Source organism: Pseudomonas sp. P7548 (genome assembly GCF_013386585.1).
Lineage (GTDB): Bacteria > Pseudomonadota > Gammaproteobacteria > Pseudomonadales > Pseudomonadaceae > Aquipseudomonas.
In genome coordinates this window covers 24,133-49,029 of record NZ_JACARO010000065.1, presented here as the reverse complement: position 1 = coordinate 49,029, position 24,897 = coordinate 24,133, and the positions used below count along the sequence as shown (strand labels likewise).

Annotated in this window: 24 protein-coding genes; 9 read left to right on the top strand and 15 right to left on the bottom strand. The window is 63.1% G+C overall.

Features of this window, described 5'->3' with window-relative positions:
• Positions 1-2: 2 nt before the first annotated feature.
• The 10 genes from HX803_RS23920 to HX803_RS23875 all read right to left on the bottom strand — a co-directional run bounded on the left by HX803_RS23920 (position 3) and on the right by HX803_RS23875 (position 12,471).
• Positions 3-1,622 carry an ABC transporter ATP-binding protein gene (locus tag HX803_RS23920; protein ID WP_178924069.1) on the bottom strand — a complete coding sequence of 540 codons (1,620 nt, stop codon included), beginning with the start codon at positions 1,620-1,622 and terminating at the stop codon, positions 3-5.
• Between the two features lie 2 nt (positions 1,623-1,624).
• Positions 1,625-2,452, bottom strand: coding sequence for an ABC transporter permease (locus HX803_RS23915; RefSeq protein WP_178924067.1), 828 nt, complete (start codon positions 2,450-2,452; stop codon positions 1,625-1,627).
• 3 nt (positions 2,453-2,455) lie between these two features.
• Positions 2,456-3,415, bottom strand: a complete 960-nt coding sequence (locus HX803_RS23910; RefSeq protein WP_178924065.1) for an ABC transporter permease — start codon at positions 3,413-3,415, stop codon at positions 2,456-2,458.
• Positions 3,416-3,574: 159 nt separating this feature from the next.
• The gene (locus tag HX803_RS23905; protein WP_178924063.1) at positions 3,575-5,161 is read right to left on the bottom strand and encodes an ABC transporter substrate-binding protein; all 1,587 of its coding nucleotides are present in this window, start codon (positions 5,159-5,161) and stop codon (positions 3,575-3,577) included.
• A 19-nt stretch (positions 5,162-5,180) separates the two neighbouring features.
• Positions 5,181-6,788: a 5-guanidino-2-oxopentanoate decarboxylase gene (locus HX803_RS23900; RefSeq protein WP_178924061.1), complete on the bottom strand. Its 1,608-nt coding sequence runs from the start codon at positions 6,786-6,788 to the stop codon at positions 5,181-5,183.
• Positions 6,781-8,886, bottom strand: a complete 2,106-nt coding sequence (locus HX803_RS23895) for an acetate--CoA ligase family protein (protein ID WP_178924059.1) — start codon at positions 8,884-8,886, stop codon at positions 6,781-6,783. The genes HX803_RS23900 and HX803_RS23895 overlap by 8 nt, the downstream gene beginning before the upstream one ends.
• A gap of 18 nt (positions 8,887-8,904) precedes the next feature.
• The gene (locus HX803_RS23890; protein ID WP_178924057.1) at positions 8,905-10,065 is read right to left on the bottom strand and encodes an acyl-CoA dehydrogenase family protein; all 1,161 of its coding nucleotides are present in this window, start codon (positions 10,063-10,065) and stop codon (positions 8,905-8,907) included.
• A gap of 27 nt (positions 10,066-10,092) precedes the next feature.
• Positions 10,093-10,884 (bottom strand): enoyl-CoA hydratase/isomerase family protein, encoded by a 792-nt coding sequence (locus HX803_RS23885; RefSeq protein WP_178924055.1) that lies wholly within the window; start codon positions 10,882-10,884, stop codon positions 10,093-10,095.
• 148 nt (positions 10,885-11,032) lie between these two features.
• Complete coding sequence (locus tag HX803_RS23880; RefSeq protein ID WP_178924053.1) at positions 11,033-11,671, bottom strand: TetR family transcriptional regulator C-terminal domain-containing protein; 639 nt, start codon at positions 11,669-11,671, stop codon at positions 11,033-11,035.
• 41 nt (positions 11,672-11,712) lie between these two features.
• Positions 11,713-12,471, bottom strand: a complete 759-nt coding sequence (locus HX803_RS23875) for a class II aldolase/adducin family protein (RefSeq protein WP_178924052.1) — start codon at positions 12,469-12,471, stop codon at positions 11,713-11,715.
• A 164-nt stretch (positions 12,472-12,635) separates the two neighbouring features.
• Between HX803_RS23875 and HX803_RS23870 the strand changes: the two genes are divergently transcribed.
• The 4 genes from HX803_RS23870 (at position 12,636) to HX803_RS23855 (ending at position 16,295) form a co-directional block, all read left to right on the top strand.
• On the top strand, positions 12,636-14,591 hold the full coding sequence (locus HX803_RS23870) for an FAD-dependent oxidoreductase (RefSeq protein WP_178924050.1): 1,956 nt from the start codon (positions 12,636-12,638) through the stop codon (positions 14,589-14,591).
• Entirely contained in the window at positions 14,579-15,157 is a 579-nt protein-coding gene (locus HX803_RS23865) for a cupin domain-containing protein (protein WP_178924048.1), read from the top strand. The genes HX803_RS23870 and HX803_RS23865 overlap by 13 nt, the downstream gene beginning before the upstream one ends.
• A 122-nt stretch (positions 15,158-15,279) precedes the next feature.
• On the top strand, positions 15,280-15,480 hold the full coding sequence (locus tag HX803_RS23860) for a hypothetical protein (protein ID WP_178924047.1): 201 nt from the start codon (positions 15,280-15,282) through the stop codon (positions 15,478-15,480).
• Positions 15,468-16,295 (top strand): hypothetical protein, encoded by an 828-nt coding sequence (locus HX803_RS23855; protein WP_178924045.1) that lies wholly within the window; start codon positions 15,468-15,470, stop codon positions 16,293-16,295. Before HX803_RS23860 ends, HX803_RS23855 begins: the two co-directional genes overlap by 13 nt.
• A gap of 16 nt (positions 16,296-16,311) precedes the next feature.
• Here HX803_RS23855 and HX803_RS23850 read toward each other — a convergent pair whose 3' ends face one another.
• The 3 genes from HX803_RS23850 to HX803_RS23840 form a co-directional block, all read right to left on the bottom strand.
• A complete protein-coding gene (locus tag HX803_RS23850) occupies positions 16,312-17,064 on the bottom strand; it encodes an outer membrane protein (protein WP_178924043.1) in 753 nt (250 codons plus the stop codon).
• A 126-nt stretch (positions 17,065-17,190) separates the two neighbouring features.
• Positions 17,191-17,787, bottom strand: coding sequence for a DUF3455 domain-containing protein (locus HX803_RS23845; RefSeq protein WP_256732921.1), 597 nt, complete (start codon positions 17,785-17,787; stop codon positions 17,191-17,193).
• Between the two features lie 112 nt (positions 17,788-17,899).
• Positions 17,900-18,598: a hypothetical protein gene (locus HX803_RS23840; RefSeq protein ID WP_178924041.1), complete on the bottom strand. Its 699-nt coding sequence runs from the start codon at positions 18,596-18,598 to the stop codon at positions 17,900-17,902.
• 284 nt (positions 18,599-18,882) lie between these two features.
• Here HX803_RS23840 and HX803_RS23835 point away from each other — a divergent pair, with 284 nt between their 5' ends.
• From HX803_RS23835 to HX803_RS23820, 4 genes are read left to right on the top strand one after another with little or no spacing between them, the layout of a single operon-like run.
• The gene (locus tag HX803_RS23835) at positions 18,883-19,731 is read left to right on the top strand and encodes a hypothetical protein (RefSeq protein WP_178924040.1); all 849 of its coding nucleotides are present in this window, start codon (positions 18,883-18,885) and stop codon (positions 19,729-19,731) included.
• Between the two features lie 30 nt (positions 19,732-19,761).
• Complete coding sequence (locus tag HX803_RS23830; RefSeq protein WP_178924038.1) at positions 19,762-20,640, top strand: DUF3365 domain-containing protein; 879 nt, start codon at positions 19,762-19,764, stop codon at positions 20,638-20,640.
• Between the two features lie 10 nt (positions 20,641-20,650).
• Positions 20,651-22,090: a serine/threonine-protein kinase gene (locus HX803_RS23825; protein ID WP_178924036.1), complete on the top strand. Its 1,440-nt coding sequence runs from the start codon at positions 20,651-20,653 to the stop codon at positions 22,088-22,090.
• Positions 22,087-22,902 carry a PP2C family serine/threonine-protein phosphatase gene (locus HX803_RS23820; RefSeq protein ID WP_178924034.1) on the top strand — a complete coding sequence of 272 codons (816 nt, stop codon included), beginning with the start codon at positions 22,087-22,089 and terminating at the stop codon, positions 22,900-22,902. Before HX803_RS23825 ends, HX803_RS23820 begins: the two co-directional genes overlap by 4 nt.
• Positions 22,903-22,908: 6 nt before the next feature.
• Here the strand turns inward: HX803_RS23820 and HX803_RS23815 are convergent, their stop codons facing one another.
• Complete coding sequence (locus tag HX803_RS23815) at positions 22,909-23,304, bottom strand: carboxymuconolactone decarboxylase family protein (RefSeq protein ID WP_178924032.1); 396 nt, start codon at positions 23,302-23,304, stop codon at positions 22,909-22,911.
• Between the two features lie 236 nt (positions 23,305-23,540).
• Here HX803_RS23815 and dkgB point away from each other — a divergent pair, with 236 nt between their 5' ends.
• The gene (gene dkgB, locus HX803_RS23810; protein WP_178924031.1) at positions 23,541-24,359 is read left to right on the top strand and encodes a 2,5-didehydrogluconate reductase DkgB; all 819 of its coding nucleotides are present in this window, start codon (positions 23,541-23,543) and stop codon (positions 24,357-24,359) included.
• Here the strand turns inward: dkgB and HX803_RS23805 are convergent.
• Positions 24,356-24,778 carry a chemotaxis protein CheY gene (locus HX803_RS23805; protein ID WP_178924029.1) on the bottom strand — a complete coding sequence of 141 codons (423 nt, stop codon included), beginning with the start codon at positions 24,776-24,778 and terminating at the stop codon, positions 24,356-24,358. The two genes, dkgB and HX803_RS23805, sit on opposite strands and share 4 nt — an antisense overlap.
• Positions 24,779-24,897 lie beyond the last annotated feature (119 nt).

Genomic DNA, 24,897 nt, shown 5'->3' with positions numbered 1-24,897 from the left:
CCTCAAACAGTGGGGGCCGCCCGTTGGGCCAGCAGGTGGTCGAGCCAGTCGGGGTCCATTTCCGGCTCAGATGAGAACAGCAGGCCGGTGTAGTCCTGGTACGGCGGGGTGAAAATCGCACTGCGGCTGCCCTGGTCCACCACCCTGCCCCGCTGCATCACCACCACCTCGTCGGCGATGGCGCGCACAGTGGCGACGTCATGGGTGATAAACAGGTAAGCCACGCCGAGTTGCTGCTGGATCCGGTTGAGCAGCTTCAGCACGCCTTCGGCCACCAGTTGATCGAGGGCCGAGGTGACTTCGTCGCAAATAATCAATTGCGGGTCAGCCGCCAGGGCGCGGGCGATGCAGATGCGTTGCTTCTGCCCACCGGACAACTCCCGTGGCTGGCGCTCCATGAACACCGCCGGGTCCAGCTCGATCATCTCCAGTAGCTCGGCAACGCGGGCGCGCAGGGCCTTGCCTTTGAGCCCCAGGTAAAACGTGAGCGGGCGGCCAATGATGTCGACGATGCGCTGGCGCGGGTTCAGCGCGGTGTCCGGGATCTGGTAGATCATCTGGATGCGCCGCAACTGCTCCTTGCTACGCCGCCGAAAATCCACCGGCAGCGCTTCGCCGTCGTACACCACCTGCCCGGCCGTGGCCGGCAGCAAACCGGTGATCAACCGCGCCGTGGAGCTTTTGCCGCTGCCGGACTCGCCGATCACTGCCAGGGTCTGGCCGCGATACAGCTTCATCGACACGTCATGCAGCACCGGCTGGTGCCCATAACTGGCGCACGCCTGGCGCACCTCCAGCAACGGCACCTGCTGCGTCGGGCAGGCCTTGGGCTCAGTGCGGAAACTGCGCACCGCCCACAGCGACTTGGTGTAGTCCTGCTGCGGCTGGCTGAGCATGCTGCGGGTATCGGCCTCTTCCACCAGCTTACCGTGGCGCAACACCATGATGCGGTCGGCCATCTGCGCCACCACTGCCAGGTCATGGCTGATGTACAGCGCGGCGCTGCCGAAGGTTTTCACCGCATCTCGGATGGCAGCCAGCACTTCGATCTGGGTGGTGACGTCGAGGGCGGTGGTGGGTTCGTCGAAGATGATCAGGTCCGGGTGGCAGGCCATGGCCATCGCCGTCATCACCCGCTGCAACTGCCCGCCTGAGACTTGATGGGGGTAACGCTGGCCAATGGTTTCCGGGTTGGGCAGGCGCAGCACGCGGTACAACTCCACCGCCTCGCGCTCGGCTTGGGCACGGTTGATGCCGCCATTGATCACGGCGGTTTCCACGTGCTGATCGATCAGCCGGTGGGCCGGGTTGAACGACGCCGCCGCGCTCTGGGCCACATAGGCGATACGCAGGCCGCGCAGCTTGCGCAGGGTTTCGGGCTTGGCCTGCAGCAGCTGGATCCCATCAAAACACACCGAGCCACCGGTGATGCGGCAACCGTCCCGCGCATAGCCCATCGCGGCCAGGCCAAGGGTGGACTTGCCCGCCCCCGACTCACCGATCAACCCCAGCACTTCGCCGCGCTGCAAGGTCAGGTCGATGCCCTTGATCAGCGGGTGCCACGCGTCTTCGTAATGCCCTTCGATCTGCAGGTTGCGGATTTCCAGCAATGGCGTGTCCATCCTCAACACTCCTTCAGGCCGCTGGATTTATGCAGCATCCAGTCGACGACGAAATTCACACTCACCGTGATCAACGCCACGGCCAGCGCCGGCAGCAACGGGCTGATGTCACCAAAGGTGATCAGCACCGCGTTGTCACGCACCATGCTGCCCCAGTCGGCGGTCGGCGGTTGGATGCCCAGGCCGAGGAACGACAGCGCACTGATAAACAGAAAGACAAAGCAGAAGCGCAGGCCGAATTCGGCAATCAACGGCGCGGCCGCGTTAGGCAACACTTCGCGGGTGACCAGCCACCACAGGCCTTCGCCGCGCAGGCGCGCGGCCTCGACGAAGTCCTGCACCACCACGGTCATCGCCACGGCACGGGACAGGCGAAATACCCGCGTCGAATCCAGCAACGCAATCACCAGCACCAGCGAAGTGGCGTTGGTGCCGACCACGCTGAGGATCAACAGCGCGAAAATCAGCTGCGGGATCGCCATCAGCACGTCCACCACCCGCGACAGGCCCTGGTCGATCCAGCCGCCCTTGATCGCCGCCACTAAACCACTCAAGCCCCCCAGCAAAAACGCGAGGGTGGTGGTCAGAAAAGCGATGCCCAAGGTGTTGCGCGCGCCGTATACCAGGCGGCTGAACATGTCGCGCCCCAGGTTATCGGTGCCCAGCAGGAACTGGCCGCTCCAGGGCGCGAAACCCTCGCCCACCACCTGGGTTTCGCCATAGGGCGCCAGTACCGGCGCAAACACCGCCACCGCGATGTACAACACAATGATCAGCAGGCCGAACTTGGCGCTCAACGGCGCCTGGGCCACTTGGCTCAACAGGTTCATGGTCTACCCCTTCGGATGCATCAGGCGTGGGTTGCTGGCGATGGACAGCACGTCCGCTCCGGTATTGAGCAGGATGTAGGTCGCGGCAAAAATCAGGCTACACGCCTGTACCACCGGGATGTCGCGCTTGGACACCGAGTCCACCAGCAACTGGCCCAGGCCTGGATAGACGAACACCACTTCGACCACCACCACCCCCACCACCAGGTACGCCAGGTTCAGCGCGATCACGTTGACGATGGGCGCCAGCGCGTTGGGCAACGCGTGCTTCCAGATAATCCGCGACTGGCTGATGCCCTTCAGGCGCGCCATCTCGATATACGGGCTGGCCAGCAGGTTGATCAGCGAGGCGCGGGTCATGCGCATCATCTGCGCGATCACCACCAGGCTCAGGGTGGCGACCGGCAACACCGAGCGCTCCAGGATCGTGCCCAGGGTGGCGTCCGGCGCCAGGTTGGACAGGCTGGGGAACCAGCCGAGTTTCACCGAGAACACCAGGATCAGCAGGTAGGCGACAAAGAACTCCGGGAACGACACCGCGCTGAGCGCCGAGGTATTGAGCAGGCGATCGAACCAGCTGTTGCGGTACAGCGCCGCCAGCATGCCCAGCACCAAGGCGGTGGGTACGGAGACCAACGCCGCCAGCGCGGCCAGGCTCAAGGTGTTGCCCAGGCGCGCGCCGATCAAGTCGGCGATGGGTCGCTGGTTGGCCAGCGAAGCGCCCAGGTCGCCGTGCAACAGGCGCAGCAGCCATTGCGCAAAACGCGTAAGCGGCGGCAGGTCCAGGCCCAGCTGCGCCCGAAACGCCGCCACGGTTTCCGGCGTGGCGGACTGGCCGAGCATGGCCTGGGCGATATCACCGGGCAGCATGCCCACGGCGAGAAAGATGATCACCGAGACGGCGAACAGTGACAACACGCCTAGGGCGAGGCGCTGGAGAATTAATTTGAACAGGCTATTCATGGACGATTCTCATGAGGTGAATAGGCTCGTCGAGACTGCACCCATCTAATGTGGGAGCTGGCTTGCCTGCGATGGCGGCCTTAAGGCTTGCAGCGAATGGGCGGACCTCATCGCAGGCAAGCCAGCTCCCACATTGGATATTCATTGGCTGGAGGATCTCTACGCCTGCCACCACCGCTCGATCAGCCGCAGCCCATCCAACTCGCCATACGGTGCGGTCTGCGCGCCATGGGCCACACGGTTTGAGCGTGCCGCCACGGAGCTTGCAAACAACGGCACAATTGCGCCGCCGTCGTCCCGGCACAGGGCCTGCATTTCGTTGTACATCTCCTGGCGCAACGGTGCGTTCATCTCACCACGGGCAGCCGTGAGCAATTGGTTGAAGCGCGGGTTGTCCCAGTGGGTTTCGTTCCAGGCCGCGCCCTTGGCGTAGCCGATGCTGAACATGCGGTCGGCGGTCAGGCTGCTGTACCAGAACGAGGTGGTGAACGGCTGCTTCATCCACACATTGGAGAAGAACCCATCCGCCGGCTCGCGCACCACGTCAATATCGATACCGGCCTGGCGCGCCTGCTCCTTGAACAACACCGAGGCATCCACCGCGCCGGTGTAGGCCGCGTCGGACGCTTGCAGGCGCACCTTGAGCGACTCCACGCCGGCCTTGCGCAGGTAGAAGCGTGACTTGTCCGGGTCGTAGGTGCGTTGCTCCAACGCGGCGTTGATAAAGCGACTGCCAGGCTGGATCGGGTGATCGTTGCCCACCAGGCCATAGCCGTACAGTACCGACGCCAGCAAGCTTTCGCGGTTGATGGCGTGCTTCATCGCCATGCGGATGTCGTTGTTCTTGAATTCGTTGCTGTCGCAGAGCATCGGGAAGGTGTAGTGCTGGGCGCCTTTGGTTTCCTCGATCACCAGATTGGGGTTGCGCTTGAGCAGTGCCACGGTCTTCAGGTCGACCTTGTTGATCACGTCCACTTGCCCGGTGACCAACGCGTTGACCCGTGCCGCCCCGTCGGCAATGGCTAACAGCTCGGCGCTGGCGAAGTGTGCGCGGTCCGGCTTCCAGTAATCGGGGTTGCGCTCCAGGTCCATGCGCACACCGGGCTCAAAGCTTTTCAGGCGGTAACCGCTGGTGCCCACGCCGGCTCTCCAGTCGGCCACGCCGTCCTTGGCGGGCATGATCACCAGGTGGTAGTCGGCGACCACATAGGCGAAGTCGGCGTTGCCCGAATGCAGCTCGAACACCACCGTGTCGTTGCCCTTGGCACTGACGCTGGCGACATCGCCGAGCACGGTCTTGGCCGCCGAGGTGGAGTCTTTGCTCAGGTGGTGATTGATCGACACCACCACGTCTTCGGCGGTCAGGCCTTTGCCGTTATGGAACGTCACGCCCTGGCGCAGGGTGAAGGTCCACACCCGCGCATCCGGAGTGGACTCGAACCGCTCGGCCAGTTCGGGGATGGCGGTGCCGTCGACAGCAATTTCCGTCAGCGTGTTGTACACCGCCGAGAAGCCGACGAAGGTGAAGGTATCGACCCAGGAGCCGGGGTCGCGAGAATCGGTGGTGCTGCCCCCGGCCAGGCCCAGGCGCAGCACGCCACCGGGCTTGGGGGTGGCGTCTGCGGCAAAGGCCGAAAACGGCAAGCCCATGGAGAACGCGGCGGCTACCGCACCCGCGACAGCGCTGTGCTTGAGGAAGTCCCGTCGGTGCATCGCTTGAGTCATTTTGTTGTTGTTTTCGCTCATGGTCTTGTTCCTCTAAAGGTCAACAGGCATAGGCATGTTTCAGCTCGATCAAGGTCACGCCATTGCGTTTGAAACCATTGCGCAAGTCCGTCTGCAATTCATCCAGGTTGTGTGGCTGGTTCACGGTGCAGCCGAACGCCTGGGCAAACAGCGCAAAATCCGGATTGCGCGGCAGTACGCCGATGGGCTCGATGTCGAGGCTCAGCATGTCATCGCGAATTTGGCCCAGGGCGTCGTTGTTCCACAGCAGTACCACCAGCGGGCTGTCCAGTTCTTCGACGGCGGTGGCCAGTTCCTGGGCGGTGTAGAGAAAACCGCCATCGCCCACCAGCACCAGGCCCGGCCGCTGCGGCGCGCCGAACTTGGCGCCGATGCCGGCCGGCAAACCGTAGCCGAGGGTGCCGTAGCCTGTGGGGTGCAGCCAACTGCGCGGCGCTCGGCTCTGATAGGCGTAATTGCCGGTGTAGGCCAGTTGGGTCATGTCGCTGCTGATGAACGCGTTGGCCGGCAGCTCGGCCGCGATGCGGTCGAGAATGGCCTGGTGAATCGACTGCAACGGACCATGCCCAAGCTCGACGGCCTGCAGCAGTGTCGCAACTTTTTCAACCGCCTCGGCGGGGTCACGCGATATCGACGGCAAGCGTTCCAGCAACGCCAACAGCGTCTGCTGGGCATCACCGCGCAACGCCACCACGCAGGGGTAGAAATCATTGAACTTGCGCGGGTCGATATCCACCCGCAACAGCTCTCCGGTGAGGGGCAAGCGCTCGCGCCAATAATCGGTGTCGGCCATTTCCGTGCCGACGGCCAGCACCACATCCGCCTCACTGATCAGTTGCCAACCGGGTTCCACGCACAGGGTCGAGCCGGCATTCAGCGGGTCATTGATCGGCAACAGCCCCTTGCCCGCCACACTGGTGAAAAACGGCGCGGCCAATTGCGTGCTCAAGCGCTGCAAGGCTTCACCGGCACCCAGCGCACCGCCACCGGCAATGATCATCGGCCGTTTGGCCGCCGCGAGCTTGGCCACCGCCTGCTCCAACGCCTCGATCGATGGCAGGCCGCGCCCCGGGCGGCGGACCACCTCGTTGCTCCAGTCACGCTTGATCGGCGCCGCCAGCACATCCAGCGGCACCGAGATGTGCACCGGACGCGGCCGTTCGCCGTCGAACACCGCGTAGGCCCGGGCGACCAGTTCAGGCAAATCTTCGGCGCTCAACGCCACCGCCGAAAATGCGGTGATCGGTGCCGTGATCGCCCGTTGGTCCTGGGTTTCATGCAGAATCCCCCACCCCTTGCCGAGGCTGGCGGTGCTGTTGACGCTGGAGATCACCAGCATCGGAATTGAATCGGCATAGGCCTGGCCGATGGCCGTGGCAGCATTGGTCACGCCGGGGCCGGTGATCACGAAGCACACCCCCGGCTTGCCGCTGACCCGCGCATACCCGTCGGCCATGAAGCCGGCCCCCTGTTCGTGGCGGGTCAGCACATGGCGAATGCCACTGCCAGGCAGGCCCCGGTACAGCTCCAGGGTATGAACGCCGGGAATGCCGAAAACCGTGTCGACGCCGTAGTTGGCCAGCAGCCGCACCAGGGCCTGGCCACCTGTCATCGTCTTGTCAAACATGTTCACCTCCCAGGCGGATCAACGCATCGACCGCCGTGGCGCCGTGGGCGCTGACCAGCAGTGGGTTCACATCCAGCTCCAGCAAGCGCCCGGCGTTGGCACAGGCGTAATCGGCCACCGCACGGATCGCTGCGACCACGCCCTCGATGTCCGCCATTTCTCGCCCGCGAAAGCCTTGCAGCAAGGTCGCGCTGCGCAGGCTGAGCAAGGCGTTGCGGATTGCATCATCGGTGGTGGGCAGCAACAGGCTGCGACTGTCCTTGAGCAGTTCCACCAGGATGCCGCCCGCGCCAATAACCAGGGCCAGGCCGAAATCGTTTTCGCGCTTGATGCCCACGATCAACTCGGCCAACGGTGGCGTGGCCATGGACTCCAACAACAACTGATCGAACACCACTGTCGGCGCGTACGCGGCGATGTGCTCACGCATCAGCGTAAGCGCAGTGCTCAGCGCGACCCCATCCTTGAGGTTAAGCGCCACGGCGCCCGCTTCGGTTTTATGCGGCAAATCTGCACTGACCGCCTTGAGCACCAGCGGGTACCCCAGCAACTCGGCATCGCCCACGGCCCGCCCCGGCGTGCTCAGCACCCCGGCTGGCGTGGCCAGGCCAAAGGCGCGCAGGGCTTGCTTGGAAGCCCATTCGTCCAGCGCCAATCCCTGGCCGTCCAGGGCTTGCGGGCAGAGCGGTTCAAGGATCGATTCGCCACGCTCCAGCAAGGTACGGCGGGTGGTTTGATACGCCGCAATCCGCCCCCAGGCCGCGAGTGCATCCTCGACCCCTTGCAGCGCCGCAATGCCCTCGGCATGCAAACGTTGGCGGGCATGGGGCGGCAACAGTTCAGGAAACGCTGAGGTGACAAACCCAGTCTTGCCATGGCGGCCCAGGGCGTCGCAAAACAGTTCCAGCAAGAGGTCGCATTCCTTGCGCTCGCCGGTGAACTCGGCCGGGTAATCCAGCACCAGCATGGCCGCGTCGGCGTCGGTGCGCAGCGCTGTGTTGAGCATGGCGTTGAGGGCTTCACGGTCGCCCCAGATGGCGGTGGTGAAGTCCAGCGGGTTGACCAGGTTGGCGTAGCTGGGCAGCACCTGGGCCAGTTCGCCGCGCTGGTCTTCGTCCAGCTTCGGCAAGGTGAGATGGTTGCGCTCGGCGTAGTCGGCAATCAGCCCGGCATCGCCACCGGAGCAGGCCAGTGCGATCAGGCTATGACCCGCAGGCAGGTTGCCGCACGCGGCGGCCTTGAGGGTCTCGACAAAACTCACCGGCCCGCTGACGCGAATCACCCCCAGCCGCGCAAACAGGCTGTCATACAGCGCATCGGAGCCGGACAACGAACTGGTGTGACTCAGGGCCAACTCGGCACCGATCTGCGACACGCCGGTTTTCAACGCGATGATCGGGATGCCTTTTTCCAACGCCTTGTGCGCCGCACGAGCAAAACCCGGCACATTCTTCAAGCCTTCCAGGTGCAAGCCGATAGCCGTGACGCGCGGCTCATCAAGCAGCACGTCCATCAATTCGGCAACGCCCAACTGCGCCTGGTTGCCCACCGACGCCATGTACGCCACGGGCAACGAGCGGTCGCTCATGGACAGGTTATAGGCGAAGTTGCCGCTCTGGGTCAGCACCGCCACCCCCTTCTCCACCGCCTTGCCGCCATGGGCCACCGGCCACAGCGCCGAGCTGTGCAGGTAGTCGAGCAGGCCGTAGCAGTTGGGACCGAGCAAGGCCATGTCGCCCGCAGCGGTTAACAGTTGTTGCTGCAGGGCCGCGCCGCTGGCCCCCGTTTCGGCAAACCCGGAGGCGTAGCAGATGGCGCCGCCGGTGCCGATGGCGGCCAGCTCGGCGACGCAGGTCAGCGTCAGTTCTCGGTTGGTGGCGATAAACACCGCATCCGGGCCGCAGGGCAAGTCCGCAACCCGGCGCACACAGGGGATGCCATCGAGGCTGTCGTGCTGCGGATTGACCAGCCACATCGGCCCGTCAAAACCACCCTCGGCACAGCGCTTGAGTGCGCGAGCCATGCTGCGTCCGCCCACAAAGGCCAGATGCCGGGGCGCCAGCAGGCGCTTGAGGTTGTCGCGAATAGCCTGGGACATAAGCGTTCTCCGCGCCGATCAGCGCAACAGTGGCCGCAACAGTTCGCGGGCGATGATATGGCGCTGTATTTCCGAGGTGCCCTCCCAGATCCGTTCGATCCGTGCGTTGCGCCAGATGCGCTCCACCGGACCTTCGTCCATCAAGCCCATGCCGCCGAAAATCTGCACGGCTTCATCGGCAACCTTGCCCAGGGTTTCACTGGCAAACAGCTTGGCCATGCCGGCCTCGCCATCGGTCATGCTGCCCTGGTCCATCTTCCAGGCGGTGTGCAGGGTCAACAGCTCGGCGGCGCGGATTTGCGTGGCCATGTCGGCCAGCTTGAAGCTCACGCCCTGGTAGGTGCCGATCGGCTGGCCGAACTGCTTGCGGTCAGCCGCCCATTGCAGCGACACATCCAACGCCCGCTGGGCCTGGCCGACGCAGTTGGCGGCGACCATCACACGGCCGGCCGTCAGCCAGGCATTGGCCACGTCCCAGCCCTTGCCGACTTCGCCCAGCACCTTTGACGCGGGTACGCGGCAGTCGTCGAAAAACATTTCATAGGTGTGGTAGCCACGGTTGCTCACGCACTTGGGGCCACGGCGGATGGTCATGCCCGGCGTACCGCGATCCACCAGGAACGAAGTCACTGCATTGCGCTGCCGGCCGTTGTGTTCGTAGGTGTCGGTGACCGCAAACACGATGGCGAAGTCGGCGTGCCCGGCATGGCTGATGAAGTGCTTGCTGCCGTTGATCACAAAGTCATCACCACTGCGCACGGCGCGGGTCTTGATGGCGTTGGCGTCAGAGCCGGCCCCGGGTTCGGTGAGGGCAAAGCAGTCGATCTTCTCGCCCCGGATGCACGGCAACAAATAGTCCTCGATCTGCGCGCCGGTGCAGGCCATGAGGATCTTGGAGGGGCGCGCGACAAACACGTGCAGCGCCCACGACACCTTCGACAACTCGCGTTCGATCAAGGCCTGGGACAAGTAGTCGAGGCCGCCGCCCCCCACCTCTTCGGGCATGTTGAAGGCATAGAAACCGGCAGCAATCGCCTTGTCGCGGATCTGTGCGGCCAGTGCCGGCGAAACTTCGTCGGCGCGGTCCACGGCCTCTTCATGGGGCAGCAGTTCCTTGGCGACAAAACTGCGTACCGCGTCCACCAACATGTCTTGTTCTTGGCTGAGTTGGAAATTCATGGCGCTACCTGTTCGGAGGTGTTGTTGTTATTTGCCGCTGAAAATCGGAAGGCGTCTTTCCAGGGAGGCGCGCAAGGCTTCGGCACCGTCGGCGCTTCGCCCGCACAACAGGCCTGCGGCCAGTTCCGCCTGCAATTGCTCGGGCAGGCTGCGGTCGGCGCCCTCGCGGATCAGGGTCTTGGTCTGGGCGAAGGCGAAGGTCGGGCCGTTGGCCAGGCGCCCTGCCAGTTCAAGGGTGTGGGCCTGCAGTTGGTCATCGGCGACCACTTCGCCCACCAGCCCGGCAGCCAGCGCACGGTCGGCGCTCCACAGCTCATCCAGGAACAACAGGCGCTTGGCTTGCTCGCTGCCGATCAGGCGCGGCAAGTGCCAGCTGGCACCGGCGTCCGGCGAGTAGGCCATGCTGGTGTAGCCGGCCTTGAAGCGGGCTGATTGAGCGGCGACGCGCAGGTCGCAGCACAGGGTCAGGTCCATGCCGGCGCCGACGGCGGTGCCGTTGATTGCGGCAATCGTGGGTTTGTCGAGGGTGTGCAGGCGGGTCATCAGGGCGTGGGCGGTTTCGGTCCAGCCGTAGGTTTCCAGGGCGCCACGGGCTTCGGCATCGGCCCATTCCGCCAGGTCGGCACCGGCGCAGAAACTGCGGCCACTGCCGGTCAACACCACCACACGCACGCTGGCGTCGGCATTGAAACCGTCGAGCAAGGCATGCAGGTGCTTGAGGGTGGGGATATCGAGCGCATTGCGCTGGGGCCCACGGTTGAGGGTGATCCAGGCAACGCCTGCTTGCACGGCGGTGAGCACGGGCGAATCGATCGTCATGGCTTCCTCGAATTATTTTAATTGGCTTGAGGGGTGCGACATGGCGAGATACTAAACGAGTGTTCAGTAAGGTGGCAATCGGCAAACTGCAAATATTTTCAGAGGGGAGATGCCAGCCCGGACAGTGCGTCCAGGCGGCGAGGAAGGCTCAGGGTTTGAGCTGATAGCGCTGGCGACCGGCGCCCTGCAGGCCGTCGACCCAGGCCTCGCAGATCTGGATGCCCTGCTGCGGGGTAAAGGTGCCGGGGTTGAGCCCCGACTCCAGCCACAATCCGTCAAGCAAGGCGCTCAAGCCGATGGCGGCAAGGTCGGCATCGAAGTGTTCCCAGCCCTCCTCCCTCGCCATGTCGGTCAGTGCCGAACGCATGATGGTGCGGTACTCGCCATAGGAATGTTCGTGGGCCAGGTTGATGGCAGGCGCGGTCTTGACCGCGCCCCAAAACACCAGCCAGGCATCCAGCAGGTGCGGGTCGAGCAGCTCGGGGGAAAACGAGCCACGGAACAGCGCCGACAATCGCTCCCGCGGGTTCGGCGGCGCCTTGGCCATGGTCTCGCGCAACAGGCTCATGACCTGGTCCGTGATGGTGCGATAGGCCTCGGCGACCAGCTCATCCTTGCCTGAATAGTGATGGCTGATCAGCCCCACCGACACCCCGGCCTCGGCACTGATCTTGCGAATCGACGCGCCTTGGAAGCCGTCGCGCTTGAGGCACGTCAGCGTGGCCTGGACCAGATTGGCCTTGCGCACTTCCGGGTCCATCCGGGAAAAACGGGATTCCTGGGTCATGCGGGGGTTTCCTGCAGTTGAGTCGGCAGCCAGACTCTACATCAGTCCCGGTAACCCGGCGACACCCGATCCAGCATCCGCAGCAACGCCGCCCAGGCCAATTGCATGGCGTCCAGGTCAACCAGTTCGCCCTCCTCCCGTGGCCGGTCAGGGTTGTTGAATTGCTGTTCGGTGTAGGCACACACCTCGGCAGACGGCAGGATCAGCGTACCGCAGGCCTGGGCGGCGATCTGGATATCGCAGGCTTTCTCCAGGTAGTACATGCGCAGGAACGCCTGGCTGACGGTCTCGCCCACCGTGAGCAAGCCATGGTTGCGCAGCATCAGCACCGGTTTGTCACCGAGGTCGGCCACCAGTCGCCGCTGCTCGTCCATGTCCAGGGCGACGCCTTCGTAGTCGTGATAGGCAACCTTGCCGTAGAACTCCATGGAGATCTGGTTGACCGGCAACAGCCCGCACTCCAGCGCCGCCACCGCGCAGCCCGCACGGGTGTGAGTGTGCAGCACGCACTGGGCGTCTTCACGAGCGCCATGGATCGCACTGTGGATGACAAAACCAGCCGGGTTGACCGCATAGGCCGAGGGTTCCACCGCACGCCCATCCAGGCCGATCTTCACCAGGCTGGAGGCGGTGATCTCATCGAACATCAGCCCGTAGGGGTTGATCAGGAAGTGATGGTCCGGCCCGGGGATGCGCACCGAAATGTGGGTAAAGATCAGGTCGCTCATGCGGTAGTGCGCAATCAAGCGGTAGCACGCTGCAAGCTCTTCACGCAGTTGCTGTTCGGTGGAGTGAGTCATTTTTATGCTCCGGGCGGGGTGGGTGGTGCCGACGCTAATCCACTCTTCAGTAGAAAAACAAGCACCTCTGAAAAACCAGCACCAGTAAAAAAACAGGTTGATTTTTTACTGGCGCTCGCCTCCTATAGAAAAATAACAATAACCGCGCCTGGAGTATTCGCACCATGTCGCACACTGCCTTTCCCCATCTGTTCGAGCCCCTGCAACTGCGGGGCAAACGCCTGAAGAACCGGATCATGTCTAGCGGGCACGACACGTCGATGCCCACCGACAACCGGGTCAACCCGCAGTTGATCGCCTACCACCGGGCCCGCTCAGCAGGCGGCGTGGGGCTGATTGTGTTGCAGGTGGCCGGGGTGCACGACAGCGCGCGGTACACCTCCCATGTGCTGATGGCCACGGACGATACCTGCATCGACGGCTACCGCGAACTGGCCGAGACCTGCCATGCCCACGGCACGGTGGTGTTGTCGCAGATCTTTCACCCGGGCCGCGAAATCATGGAGTCGGCCGATGGCCTGCTGGCAGTGGCGTACTCCGCGTCAGGGGTGCCCAACGAACGGTTCCGGGTGATGCCTCGGGCGCTGGACCAGCCGATGATCGACGAGATCGTCGCGGGCTACGCGGCAGCAGCCTCGCGGTTGCATCAAGCGGGGATCGACGGCGTGGAAGTGGTTGCGAGCCATGGGTACTTGCCGGCGCAGTTTCTCAACCCACGGGTCAACCGGCGCACCGACGGGTACAACGGTTCGCTTGAGCAACGGCTGAGGTTCCTGCGGGAAATCATCGCCGCCGTGCGGCAAGCCACCGACGAGCACTTCATCATCGGCCTGCGTATTTCGGCCGACGAGCGCGATGCCGACGGCCTCACCGAAAGTGAATCCCTGGAAGCGGTGCAGAGCCTGCAAATGCAGCTGGATTATGTGCATATCGTCGCGGGTACGTCGGCGTCGCTGGGGGGCGCGATTCATATCGTGCCGCCCATGGCGATTGCCGCCGCGTACCTGGCAGATGAGGCGGCCGCGTTCAAGGCCAGCCTGTCGATTCCGCTATTTGTCACCGGGCGAATCAACCAGCCCCAGGAGGCCGAGTTGATCCTGGCGCGAGGCCAGGCCGATGTGTGCGGTATGACGCGCGCGCTGATCTGCGACCCGTTGATGCCAGCCAAAACCCTCGACAGTCATGCCGAGGATGTACGGGCATGCATTGCCTGCAACCAGGCGTGTATCGGTCACTTTCACAAGGGGTTGCCGATCTCCTGCATCCAGCATCCGGAGACCGGCCGCGAGCTGCAATTCGGCGACCTGCGCCCAGCGATGACGCGCAAGCGCGTGATGGTGGTCGGCGGTGGCCCGGCCGGGATGAAAGCAGCGGCCGTGGCGGCGCAACGCGGGCACGCGGTGACACTTTATGAAGCCAGTGGGCAATTGGGTGGCCAGGTGCTTCTGGCGCAGTTGCTGCCACGGCGCAGCGAGTTCGGCGGCGCCAGCACCAACCTGCAACGGGAGATGGAGTTGGCGGGCGTACGCGTGGTGCGCAATACGCGGGTTGATCGCACCCTGGTGGAGCGGGAAAAGCCCGATCACGTGATCATCGCCACCGGCGCCGAACCCTATTGGCCCGCCTTCGAACAAGGAGGCGAGCTGCAAGTGGTCGACGCCTGGCAAGTGCTGCGCGGGGAGGTTGAACTGGGTCGTTCGGTGGTGGTGGTCGACTGGCGCTGCGACTGGATCGGCCCTGGCATTGCCGAACGTCTGGTGCGCGCCGGCCACGCCGTGCAACTGGCGGTCAACGGTACGCATTGCGGGGAAAACTTGCCGCTGTATGTGCGCGATCAGCTGGCCGGCGAGCTGCACCGCCTGGGCATCCCGATCATTCCCTACGCCCGCCTCTACGGCTGCGATGACAGCACCGTGTACCTGCAACACACCGCCAGCGGTGAGCCGATGTTGCTCGAATCGGTCGACACCCTGGTGTTGTGCCAAGGCCATCAGCCGGTAGACACTCTAGGCGCACAATTGCATGGGTTGGTGCCCTTCGATCGCATCGGCGATTGCCTGGCACCGCGCACCGCCGAAGAGGCGATCTATGAAGGACTGAAGGTAGCGTGGACGCTTTGAACGACGAATCAGCGCAATTGTTTCTGGGCACCCGTATTCGCGGCCTGCGCAAGGCTCGCGGCCTGACACTGACGGACCTGGCACAGATGAGCGAATTGACCGCTGGCTACCTGAGCCAGCTGGAGCGCAACCTGGCTTATCCGTCGATCCCGGCACTGTTTAATATCGCCCGCAGCCTGGGGGTGACCATCCAGTGGTTCTTCGCCAGCGAAACCGTGCCGGCAGCGGAGGACGAAGGTTATGTGGTGCGCAGGAGCAACCGCCAGAGCATTCGCTACGAAGACGGCATTGTCGACCAACTGCTGACGCCGTTGCCCAATCACCAGCTCGAAATGCTGCACTCGTGCTTTCCTCCGGGCACCTACAGCCAAGAGAGCTACAGCCATGAGGGTGAGGAAGCCGGGTACGTACTGAGTGGGCAGTTTGAGTTGTGGGTGGGTGAGCGGCGCTTTTTGCTGGATGAGGGTGACAGTTTCAGCTTTGCCAGCAACGAGCCCCATCGCTACGGCAACCCGGGCAAGGTGGAAACCGTGGTGATCTGGGTGATAACCCCGCCCACGTTTTAGGCCGCACGGGCGAATGGAGATCTTTCCTACGGGAACTGGCGACAGTGGCGTGACGGCCATCAGTGGTGAAGGCCTGGGAGCGCTTGCTATAAAACTGGCTACTTCTTTTCGAGGTTGTCGCTATGTTTGGATTGCATCTGCTGTGCAGTAAACCCACCCCGGATGAACTGGCGACCGCGAAGGCCGTCAAGTCGCTCAAGACCTGGAAGATCACGGGCAGGTACATCTCGCTGGACCCCGTCGAGATCATGTCCTCGCAAAACTATCGGAATGCGATACGCCAGATCCGCAAAATGGAGACTGACGAATCATGGGCCTGCTAATCATTCTGCCACTGCTGGTCAGCGGTTATCTGGTCTGCATCAAACACCCCTATTACTACTGCCGCCTGCATCGCTTCGATGGGCAGTTACTTTATCTGCAGGTAGCGCGACTGGGAGTCGCTTGCCTGCTTGCAGCCACCTTCTTGAGTGCTCTAGTACTGGTCGTGTCAAATCAGAACCTGTACGCGGGCGGTAGGTTGGTCCCGACCGACTACAGTGACTATCTGGGTTCCCAGTTGGTGCAACTCGATATTGCCAATGAAAAAAACTGCACGCTCTGGGTGTTCCTGCTGCAAGTCGGGCTGACATCGATGCTCATGCCTTTTTGCTGGGCAAGGTTGTATGTCCTGTCCAAAAGCAGCCGCCTGAGTCTCGAAAATGCCACGCAGTTGGACTGGCAGTTGACCCTCGGCATTCTTGAAGGCACACCGTTCAAGACGTTGCTCAAGGAGTCGATTCAACAACAAGTGCCGTGCATGTTCAGTTTCAGTGACCGAAAAGTGTATGTAGGCATTGTTGCCGTGGTTGGCGGGCCGACTGAGTCGGACGGTGTGGACCACGCCTTCACCCTGATCCCCCTGCTCAGCGGCTACCGCGACAAAGACACGCTCGAAGTCACGCTCAATACCCACTACGCAAACGTGATCACACCGGCCCCCATCATGCTTATCCAGGAAAACGTCGTCTCGGCCACGCGCTTCGACTTCACCACCTGGAACACCTTCCAGTCCCGCAAACACCGCAAGGCGCGCCAGGGTCAGTTCTACCAACACCGACCGGCGCGCCCATTGAAAGCCTCACGCGCCTGCGCCTGAGGCCCTGTGCAGCACGTCAATCAAACTTCCAGTTCAGCCCCACGCGCAGCATCTGCCCATCGTTCTTGAACTTGGAATCGTACCCGGTGCCCGCCCCGCCACTGCCGGGAATCACCGCCACGTTCAGCTTGTCTTCGCCCAGGTCGTAGTACAGGTATTCGGTCTTGAACGACAGGTTCTGGGTAATCGCCTGTTCGATACCGGCGCCCACGGTGTAACCCATCTTGAAGTGGCTTTGATCACCGCTGAACTGGGTATTGCCGGTAGGGCCGAACATGTCGACGCTCTGGCTGGTTTCACCGTAGGCCAAACCGGCCGTGCCGTAGATCAGGGTGTGGTCGAAGGCATAACCGAAGCGGCCGCGCAGGGTACCGAGGTACTTGATCTTCGATTCGAATTTATTGTTCAGCGCCAAGTGAGTGTTGAGTTGCGAGGTGCCGATAGTGCGGCTGTCTTGCAGGTCGGTGTGGGAGATATCGGCCTCGATGCCGGCAACCCATTGGCCAAACTGGTAGTTGTAGCCGATCTGCGCACCGCCCAGCAGGCCATTGCGGTCCAGGTCGACCCGCCCCGGGCGGGCGCCACCGTTGATATTGGCGATGTTCGGTGCCGCCTGGCCCTTGGTGTTGACGTCACCGTCGCCACCAAAGCCGTAGCCGGCACTCAAGCCACCGTAGAAACCGGTCCAGTCGGTGGGGCCTTCGGCCGCTTGGGCGCAGGCGCAAGCCACCACAGTGAGCGCAGTAACGGCGAGTAAACGAGTGATCATGTAAAAGCTCCTGGTTTTTTTGGTTGATTGACAGGCACAGCGTTGCCGCACGCCGAATGGGATCGGCGCAAAGCGTGAATCCAGATAAGGGGTTGTCAGTACCGAACCGAGCGGTTCGGGGTGAAGCTATTGGCCGAGGAAGCGGTAGTCGGCGCTGTAGGGTTCCACGTGCAGTTCACCGGCTTGCTCGCAGCTGCCACTGAACACACCGCCCAACGTATGCAAGCGCTCCACGGCAACCACCTGCGCCAGCCCACCTTCGCCCTGATGGTCGACCACCTCCAGGCGCAACAGCGGGATGTCCTTGGGGCCGGCCCCCGGGGCCTGGGCAAGCACCTTGCCCACTACCGCACTGCGGTCATCCAGCTGCCAGGTCGGCCCGGCGAAATGCCGGCCGACGGTCTTGCCGTTGATCATCAACGTGGCCAGCGGCTCGCGAAACTGCCAGCTCAACTGACCGTTGCTGTCCTTGGTGCAGGTGTAGATCTGCACACCCGTGGCCTGCACGGTCATCAGCACATGTTTCGCTGCCCCCGCGGCCGATTCCGGGAGGTCCTGGGCCTGGGCACGCTGTGCGTCAATCGCACAGAGCACCAGCACCACCAGGCCAATCACCTGCAGTGCCATCAACGCCAGGCGATTGCGGCGCGCTACAACGTCGGGGTCGGTGTTGCTCATTGTTCGTCTGCCGGAAGAAGGGTCGAGAAGGGTCTGGTCAATCATTTTTGGGATCCATCAGTAGTCGATCGCGGCGGGTTGTCAGCGTCTGCAGGATGAACAACCGACCTGAAGTATTTATTCCCGATTTTTTCCAGACCCGGCGAAAACGCCTCGCCTACCAGACCTCCACCTTCAGCTCCGCACGTTGGCTGGCGGGCATCGGCAACGGCTTGCCGCTGTGCACCACGCCATGTCGCGGCGATTCACGCTTGAGGTTCGGCACCGGTATCCGCCCCCCGCCGCGCACGGTTTGCGCCCCATTCATCTGGAACTTGCCGTACGCAAAGTTCAGCCCCACGCCGTTCTGGCGCTGGAAGTAAATCCACCAACGGCCCTCTTCGAACTTCATGAAGGCAAAGCCTCGTGGGTAGGCATCCTCGCCATAATCATCGAACGTCATCGCCGTGGCGAAACCCAGGCCATGCCCATCAAAACGGCTCAGGTACTCCTTGTTCAGGTAATCGCTGCCGCCCTGCACATGGAACACCCGGTAGGTGGTGTCGTCGATGTGGTCGATCAAGATCGAACAACCGCTGAAATCCGGCGTGAACACGTAGCCGGTCGCGCCAGGGTTGGCAGGAATGTCACAGAAACTGCCCTGGGGCACCCAGTGCCCCATCAGCGGCCGCTCGACCTTGCCGTACTCCCCCGGTTTATCCAGGGTCGCCAGGCGAAAGCCACCGGCTTTGTGATCGTTGACGTCAAACACATTCAGGCCGGCAACCAACCCGGAAGGAATACGCTTGGCCGTCATGAAGTTCTGTTGCAGAAAGGTCTTGGTGGATGAAAACGCGTTCATGCATTTAGTGGACATAGGGGCTCCGGGCAGAGGGCCAAGCAGTTGGAAAACGCAGGCGTGTCGCCGCTTCTTGCACAGCGTTCGAATCACGGGAAACCATCAAAAGAACACCCTCCCCCGACGCTTTATTCCATGATTTCGCTTAATCGAAATCAGCGATTTCCATGCAGATAATTGTCTTCTTCCTTCGCCCTTCCAGCCGGTAGCCTTCGGCCCTGCGATGCCTTGCGCACGCATGAACACCGGCTGTACCCACAGCATCGGTGCCTGACCCCAAGTGTTCGATAGATGGCGCCAACGTGAAGAAACTTTCGATTGCCCTACTCCTCACCAGCCTGCTGCCCCTTGCGCTGGCACACGCGGCGCCGGCCAGCATCGCCGTGATCGCCTACGCGGAAAAACCGCTGAAGCTGATCCGCGCCACTGCGCTGTATACCGTCGGCCCCGGCACCCGCCTGCAAGGTGGCGACATCCTGCAAACCGGCGCCGCCGGCATACAGATCGAAGGGTTCGCCGCAGCGACCCTGGCACTCGGGCCCGACACGCGCATCCTCATTGCGACCAACAGCAATGCCGCGCAGATCAACCTGCTCAATGGCTGGTTGAAGCTGCAACCCGTCGCGGGCAATAGCCACGGGAACCTGGCAGTCACCACCGGAGGGCTGGCGTTCAACCTCACCGGCAGCGCTAGCGTGATCCATGTAGGCAAGCACCAGACCGAGATGTTCGTCGAGGACGGCAGCCAAGTGGTCAACCAACTCGACAACCGTGGCAAGGCCGACCGCAGCGTCACCCTGGGCCACGAAGACTTTGCCCAGCGCGACGGCGACGGGCCGCTCAGGAGTGTGCCGCGCCCCGAACAGGCGTTTATCGACGCCTTGCCGCCCCAGTTCCTCGACCCATTGGTGCCCCTCGGCAAAAAGGTTCCCAAGGCGGCTGAGCCGAAAAAAGAGCGCGACGTCACCTATGACGACATCGCGCCCTGGGTGGTCAGCCCGCTGAACCTCAGCCAGCAGATGCTCGCCAGCCGCTTTGCCCCGCGCCTGAACGACCCGGCGTTCCGCCAGGCGGTAAAGGTCAACCGCGGCGGCGTGCTGGAGTGGGAGCTGGAACTGCTGCGCCTGGAGCGCCGCAAGAATGCGCACTGATCCTCACCACGCCTGTACCTGAAGGTCCTTATGAAACTGTCGCTCGCGGTCAAATTCAACGTGGTGTTCCTGGCGGTGTTCATCGTCGGTTTTATCGCCACCAGCCTCTCCACGAACTATATGCTGCAGCAGAGCGCGCGCCGGGAAACCCTGGAGACTGCACGCATGCTGATGCGCTCGGCCTCGGCCGCCAGCACCTACACCGCCGAGCAGATCGTGCCGCTGCTGGAGAACCGCCTGAAGTTCCAGTTCCTGCCGCAGTCGGTGCCGGACTTCGCCGCCATTTCGCACCTGCAGGAGCTGCTCAAGTCCTACCCGGACTACGCCTACAAGGAAGCCACCCTCAACCCCACCAACCCACGCGACCTGGCCAATGACTGGGAAAAAACCCTGATCAACAGCCTGCGCAGCCAGCCACAGACAGACGAGATGGTGGGCGAACGCACCGACGACAAAGGCGCCGCGCTGTACATCGCGCGGCCGATCCAGATCAAGGACGGGGCTTGCCTGGCGTGCCACAGCACACCCGAGGCGGCGCCGAAAACCATGGTCGACATCTACGGCGCGAGCAACGGCTTTGGCTGGAAGCTCAACGACACCATCGGCGCACAACTGGTCACCGTGCCACTGGACCTGCCGCTGCAACGGGCCAGGAGCCTGCTGCACAGCTACATGCTGTCGATGCTGGGGATTTTTGCCGTGCTGTTCGTGGCCTTGAACGTGGCGGTGCACCTGTTTGTCACCCGTCGCCTGCGGCAGATGTCGGCGCTGGCCGATCGGGTCAGCCTGGGTGAAACCGACGTGCCACCCATGGACGTCAGCGGCAGCGACGAATTGGCACGCCTGGGCCAGTCATTTGGCCGCATGCGCACCAGCCTGGTCAGTGCCATGAAGATGCTTGAGGAATAGGTTCACGATCATGCTTGAACAACTTGGCAAGTACCGCATCGACAGCGTACTCGGCAAAGGTGCCATGGGCACGGTGTACAAGGCGTTCGACCCGAACATCGCGCGTACCGTGGCGCTCAAGACCATCCGCAAGGAACTGTTCGGCGACAGCCAGCACGCCGAGCTGGTCAGCCGCTTCAAGAATGAAGCCCAAGCGGCTGGCCGCCTGATGCACCCCAATATCGTCGGCGTTTACGACTACGGCGAGGATGAAGGCTCGGCGTACATCGCCATGGAGTTTGTCGAGGGCACGCCGCTCAATACCTTGCTCGCCGCACAGACACCCCGCGACCTGAGTCACAGCCTCGGCTGGATGCGCCAACTGTTGTCTGCCCTGGAATACGCCCACTCCAAAGGCGTGGTGCACCGCGACATCAAGCCGGCCAACTTGCTGATTACCGCCGATGGCAAGGTCAAGGTCACCGACTTCGGCGTCGCTCGCCTGGACTCTTCTACCCTCACCCAAACCGGTTCGATGATCGGCACGCCCAGCTACATGTCGCCGGAGCAGTTCTGCGGTGAGTTGATCGACGGCCGCTCCGATGTGTTTTCCGCCGGGATCGTGCTGTACCAATTGCTCACGGGCGAGCGGCCGTTCTCGGGCTCCGCCACCATGGTCATGCAGCAGATCCTCAACCAGACGCCCGTGGCACCGTCGAGCCTCAACCTGGCGCTGGACCCGGCGCTGGATGCCGTCATCGTGCGCGCCCTGGCCAAACGTCCGGCCGAGCGCTACCCCTCGGCCCAGGCGTTTCTCGACGACCTGGAAGCCCTGCTGGGCACGGCGACCGGCACCTGGACCAACGCCGAAATCGACGATGACCGCACCGTCTTGATCCGCCCCAACCAGCCCCTGAGCAGTGGTGTTACTCCACTGCCAACCGGCACGGCGGCAATCACTGAAGCGGTGGAAACCCTGACGCCCTGGAAGCTTGCGGTGATGCCGGAACTGGAGTCGCTGCTGTCCCACCAGATCGGGCCGCTGGCACGCTTCCTGGTGCGCAAGAGCCTCAACGGTGCAGATGACTTCGACGCCATCTGCGCGGCACTGCTGCCCCACATCCCTTCCGAGCGTGGCCGGGAACAGTTCGCCAGTGCCAGCCAGTCGCTGTTCCTGCGCCTGAACCCGCCGACCGCGCCTGTGGAGCCACCCCGTGAACCCACGGCGATCGAGCCGCCCACCGAGGTCACCCGCACCACCGAAACAGTGCCCGCGCCCCTTGACCCGGCCTTCTCGCAGATGGCCGAAAAGCGCCTGGCCGTGCTGATCGGCCCCATCGCCCGCATTGTGGTCAGCCGCGCCGCGCGGGCCACTTCCTTGCGCCAACCGTTCCTGCAACTGTTGGCCGAGCACATTGAGAGCGAGGCCCAGCGCCTGGCATTCCTCACCAGCTTCGAGTCTCTCCCATGACCGATACCCCACTCAGCGCCTGCGGGCCTCATCAACTGGCCGCGGCGGTTGCCTATGGGGTCAGTGATGTCGGTTCGGTGCGCCAGAGTAACGAAGACAACTTTCTGGTGGAGCCCGCCCTGGGCCTGCTCGCCGTGGCCGACGGCATGGGTGGCCACGAGGCCGGCGCCCTGGCCAGCGCCGAAGCGTTGATCAGCCTGCGCGAGGCCCTCAAGGTTCACAGCGTCGACCCGGCCCACGATGGCCTCGACCCCGACGCCACCTGGTCCGACCCGCAGATGCAAGCCGCCAGCCTATTGCACAACGCCATCGACCAGGTGAACCAGTGCGTCTACCAGCAAAATGTGGCCCGCCACATGAGCGAAGGCAGCGGCATGGGCACCACCCTCACCGGCGTGTGGCGCCCGCAGTTGGCCGGGCCATTACTGGTGTTCCACGTGGGCGACAGCCGCCTGTACCGCTACCGCGAGGGCGAACTGAGCCTGCTGACCCGCGACCAGACCTGGTACCAACAAGCCCTCGAAGCCGGCAAAGTGGACCGGCTGCCGGCGCGCAACCTGTTGCTGCAAGCCATCGGCCCCGGCCCCCGGGTCGAACCCCAGGTGCGCGTACACCCGGTGCAGCCCGGCGACCTGTTGATGCTGTGCAGTGACGGCCTGCACGGCTGCGTGCCGCACCAGGAAATGCTCCAGGTCCTCGCCGTTGCCCGGCGCGACACGCTGGACACCGCGTGCCGTCGGCTGGTCAATCTCACCCGCGAGTACGCCGGGCGCGATAACGTCACGGTATTGCTGGGGTGGTTCGACCGCTGAGTGGCCTCACGGCAACTTGAACGCCTCGTCCACCGGCACGCGGTAGCCGGTGGCCAGGCGATTGGTTTCGTTGGCCATGCCGACCACCGCCTGCAACTCGCCAAACATCTCATCGGTCATGCCGGCCTTGCGCGCAGCAGCGGTGTGGGACGCAATGCAGTACGGGCAGTTGTTGGTCACGCTCACGGCCACATAGAGCAACTCCTTGGTCAGCGGGTCGAGTGCGCCCGGCGCCATGATCTCCTTGAGGCTTTCCCAGGTGCGGCGCAAGGTCGGCGGGTGCGCGGCCAGGCATTTCCAGAAGTTGTTCACCTGCTCGACCTTGCGCGTTTGCATGATGTCGTCGTAGACCGCGCGCACTTCGGGGCTGGCATCGGCGTATTCGGTGAGGTGTTGGGTCATGGCCTATCCAAGGTTAACGGGAGAGTGTTCTGGAATACCGCGCAGCAGCGGTGGCTGGCAAGTGAAGCCGACAACGCCGACCTGACAAAGCTGATGAACGGTCATGTGGATGTTCAGAGAGAACACTGGCCATTCGTGATTTGCAGTAAAGAGTCCTTTTCGGGTTCGGCGGTTTTTCCGAAGGAACGACGGGCGGATACTCGACTCCATTGTTCACACCCCTCCAGGAGTTACCGATGTCTACCCCTAAGCACGCAGTTCCCGCCTTTGGCCTTGGTACCTTTCGCCTGCAAGGCCAAGTGGTCATCGACTCGGTGAGCACCGGCCTGGAACTGGGCTACCGCGTCATCGACACCGCGCAGATCTATGAAAACGAAGCCGATGTCGGCCAGGCCATTGCCAACAGCGGCATCCCACGCAGCGAGCTGTTCATCACCAGCAAGATCTGGATCGCCAACTTCGCCGAAGGCCAGTTGATCCCCAGCCTCAAGGAAAGCTTGCGCAAACTGCAGACCGATTACCTTGACCTGACCCTGATCCACTGGCCGTCGCCGGAGGACCAAGTGCCCGTGGCCGAGTTCATGGGGCAATTGCTGGAAGCCAAGCGCCTGGGCCTGACCCGTGAAATCGGCATTTCCAACTTCACCATCGACCTGATGAAACAAGCGATCGCCGCCGTGGGTGCCGAGAATATCGCCACCAACCAGGTCGAACTGCACCCCTACCTGCAAAACCGGAAAGTGGTGGATTTCGCCACAGCCAACGGCATCCAGATTACCTCCTACATGACCCTGGCCTACGGCGAAGTGCTGAAAGACCCGGTGATCCAGCAGATCGCCGAACGCCATCAAGCCACCCCGGCGCAGGTCACCCTGGCCTGGGCGATGCAGTTGGGCTATGCAGTGATCCCATCGTCGACCCAACGGGCCAACCTGGAGAGCAACCTCAAGGCGTTGCAACTGACCTTGAGCGCCGCCGACATGGCGCAGATCGCCGGCCTGGAACGTGGCCACCGCCTGACCAGCCCCAAGGGCATCGCGCCAAAGTGGGACTAGGCCCCGGCCACCGGCTGGCGGGACAACTCCCGCAGCCACGGCAACACCCGCAGGCCCGTATTGGCCTGCGGCGGGTCGATGATATCCATGAAATGTTCGAGGTTGATGTTGTCCGGCACGCCGGGCAGCCGCACAAGTACGGCCGGCGTTGCACCCGCCGGTGCCGCCAGGTCGAGGTGATCGTAGACCAGCACATGGCGAACCTGGGGTTGCGGCCCGCAGGTATGGGCGGCGAGCCCCGCGTTGATGATGAGCACATCAAAGGGCTCGGCAGGGATGGCCGTCAGAATCTGGACTTCGTCGAACGTTTGCACCGGGACGATCCGGTGATACCCCAACTGGTTGAGCATTTTCTCGATGTACAAGCGTTGCAGATGCTGTTCATCGGCAATCAGGATAGTCAGTGCTTTGTTCGGCATGGCAAACCCCTGGGCAGGCAGTGCTCGTCAGTGAGCGAGGCCCATTTTCCAGACATATCCCGCAGACAAAATCAGGCTTGTTCCCCCTTCATGTAGGAGTTCTCCCAAAACTCCCCAAT

Coding starts and splice junctions, on each gene's coding strand:
- HX803_RS23920 (WP_178924069.1), bottom strand. CDS start 1,622: ATGGACACGCCATTGCTGGAAATCCGCAACCTGCAGATCGAAGGGCAT.
- HX803_RS23915 (WP_178924067.1), bottom strand. CDS start 2,452: ATGAACCTGTTGAGCCAAGTGGCCCAGGCGCCGTTGAGCGCCAAGTTC.
- HX803_RS23910 (WP_178924065.1), bottom strand. CDS start 3,415: ATGAATAGCCTGTTCAAATTAATTCTCCAGCGCCTCGCCCTAGGCGTG.
- HX803_RS23905 (WP_178924063.1), bottom strand. CDS start 5,161: ATGAGCGAAAACAACAACAAAATGACTCAAGCGATGCACCGACGGGAC.
- HX803_RS23900 (WP_178924061.1), bottom strand. CDS start 6,788: ATGTTTGACAAGACGATGACAGGTGGCCAGGCCCTGGTGCGGCTGCTG.
- HX803_RS23895 (WP_178924059.1), bottom strand. CDS start 8,886: ATGTCCCAGGCTATTCGCGACAACCTCAAGCGCCTGCTGGCGCCCCGG.
- HX803_RS23890 (WP_178924057.1), bottom strand. CDS start 10,065: ATGAATTTCCAACTCAGCCAAGAACAAGACATGTTGGTGGACGCGGTA.
- HX803_RS23885 (WP_178924055.1), bottom strand. CDS start 10,884: ATGACGATCGATTCGCCCGTGCTCACCGCCGTGCAAGCAGGCGTTGCC.
- HX803_RS23880 (WP_178924053.1), bottom strand. CDS start 11,671: ATGACCCAGGAATCCCGTTTTTCCCGGATGGACCCGGAAGTGCGCAAG.
- HX803_RS23875 (WP_178924052.1), bottom strand. CDS start 12,471: ATGACTCACTCCACCGAACAGCAACTGCGTGAAGAGCTTGCAGCGTGC.
- HX803_RS23870 (WP_178924050.1), top strand. CDS start 12,636: ATGTCGCACACTGCCTTTCCCCATCTGTTCGAGCCCCTGCAACTGCGG.
- HX803_RS23860 (WP_178924047.1), top strand. CDS start 15,280: ATGTTTGGATTGCATCTGCTGTGCAGTAAACCCACCCCGGATGAACTG.
- HX803_RS23855 (WP_178924045.1), top strand. CDS start 15,468: ATGGGCCTGCTAATCATTCTGCCACTGCTGGTCAGCGGTTATCTGGTC.
- HX803_RS23850 (WP_178924043.1), bottom strand. CDS start 17,064: ATGATCACTCGTTTACTCGCCGTTACTGCGCTCACTGTGGTGGCTTGC.
- HX803_RS23845 (WP_256732921.1), bottom strand. CDS start 17,787: ATGATTGACCAGACCCTTCTCGACCCTTCTTCCGGCAGACGAACAATG.
- HX803_RS23840 (WP_178924041.1), bottom strand. CDS start 18,598: ATGTCCACTAAATGCATGAACGCGTTTTCATCCACCAAGACCTTTCTG.
- HX803_RS23830 (WP_178924038.1), top strand. CDS start 19,762: ATGAAACTGTCGCTCGCGGTCAAATTCAACGTGGTGTTCCTGGCGGTG.
- HX803_RS23825 (WP_178924036.1), top strand. CDS start 20,651: ATGCTTGAACAACTTGGCAAGTACCGCATCGACAGCGTACTCGGCAAA.
- HX803_RS23820 (WP_178924034.1), top strand. CDS start 22,087: ATGACCGATACCCCACTCAGCGCCTGCGGGCCTCATCAACTGGCCGCG.
- HX803_RS23815 (WP_178924032.1), bottom strand. CDS start 23,304: ATGACCCAACACCTCACCGAATACGCCGATGCCAGCCCCGAAGTGCGC.
- dkgB (WP_178924031.1), top strand. CDS start 23,541: ATGTCTACCCCTAAGCACGCAGTTCCCGCCTTTGGCCTTGGTACCTTT.
- HX803_RS23805 (WP_178924029.1), bottom strand. CDS start 24,778: ATGCCGAACAAAGCACTGACTATCCTGATTGCCGATGAACAGCATCTG.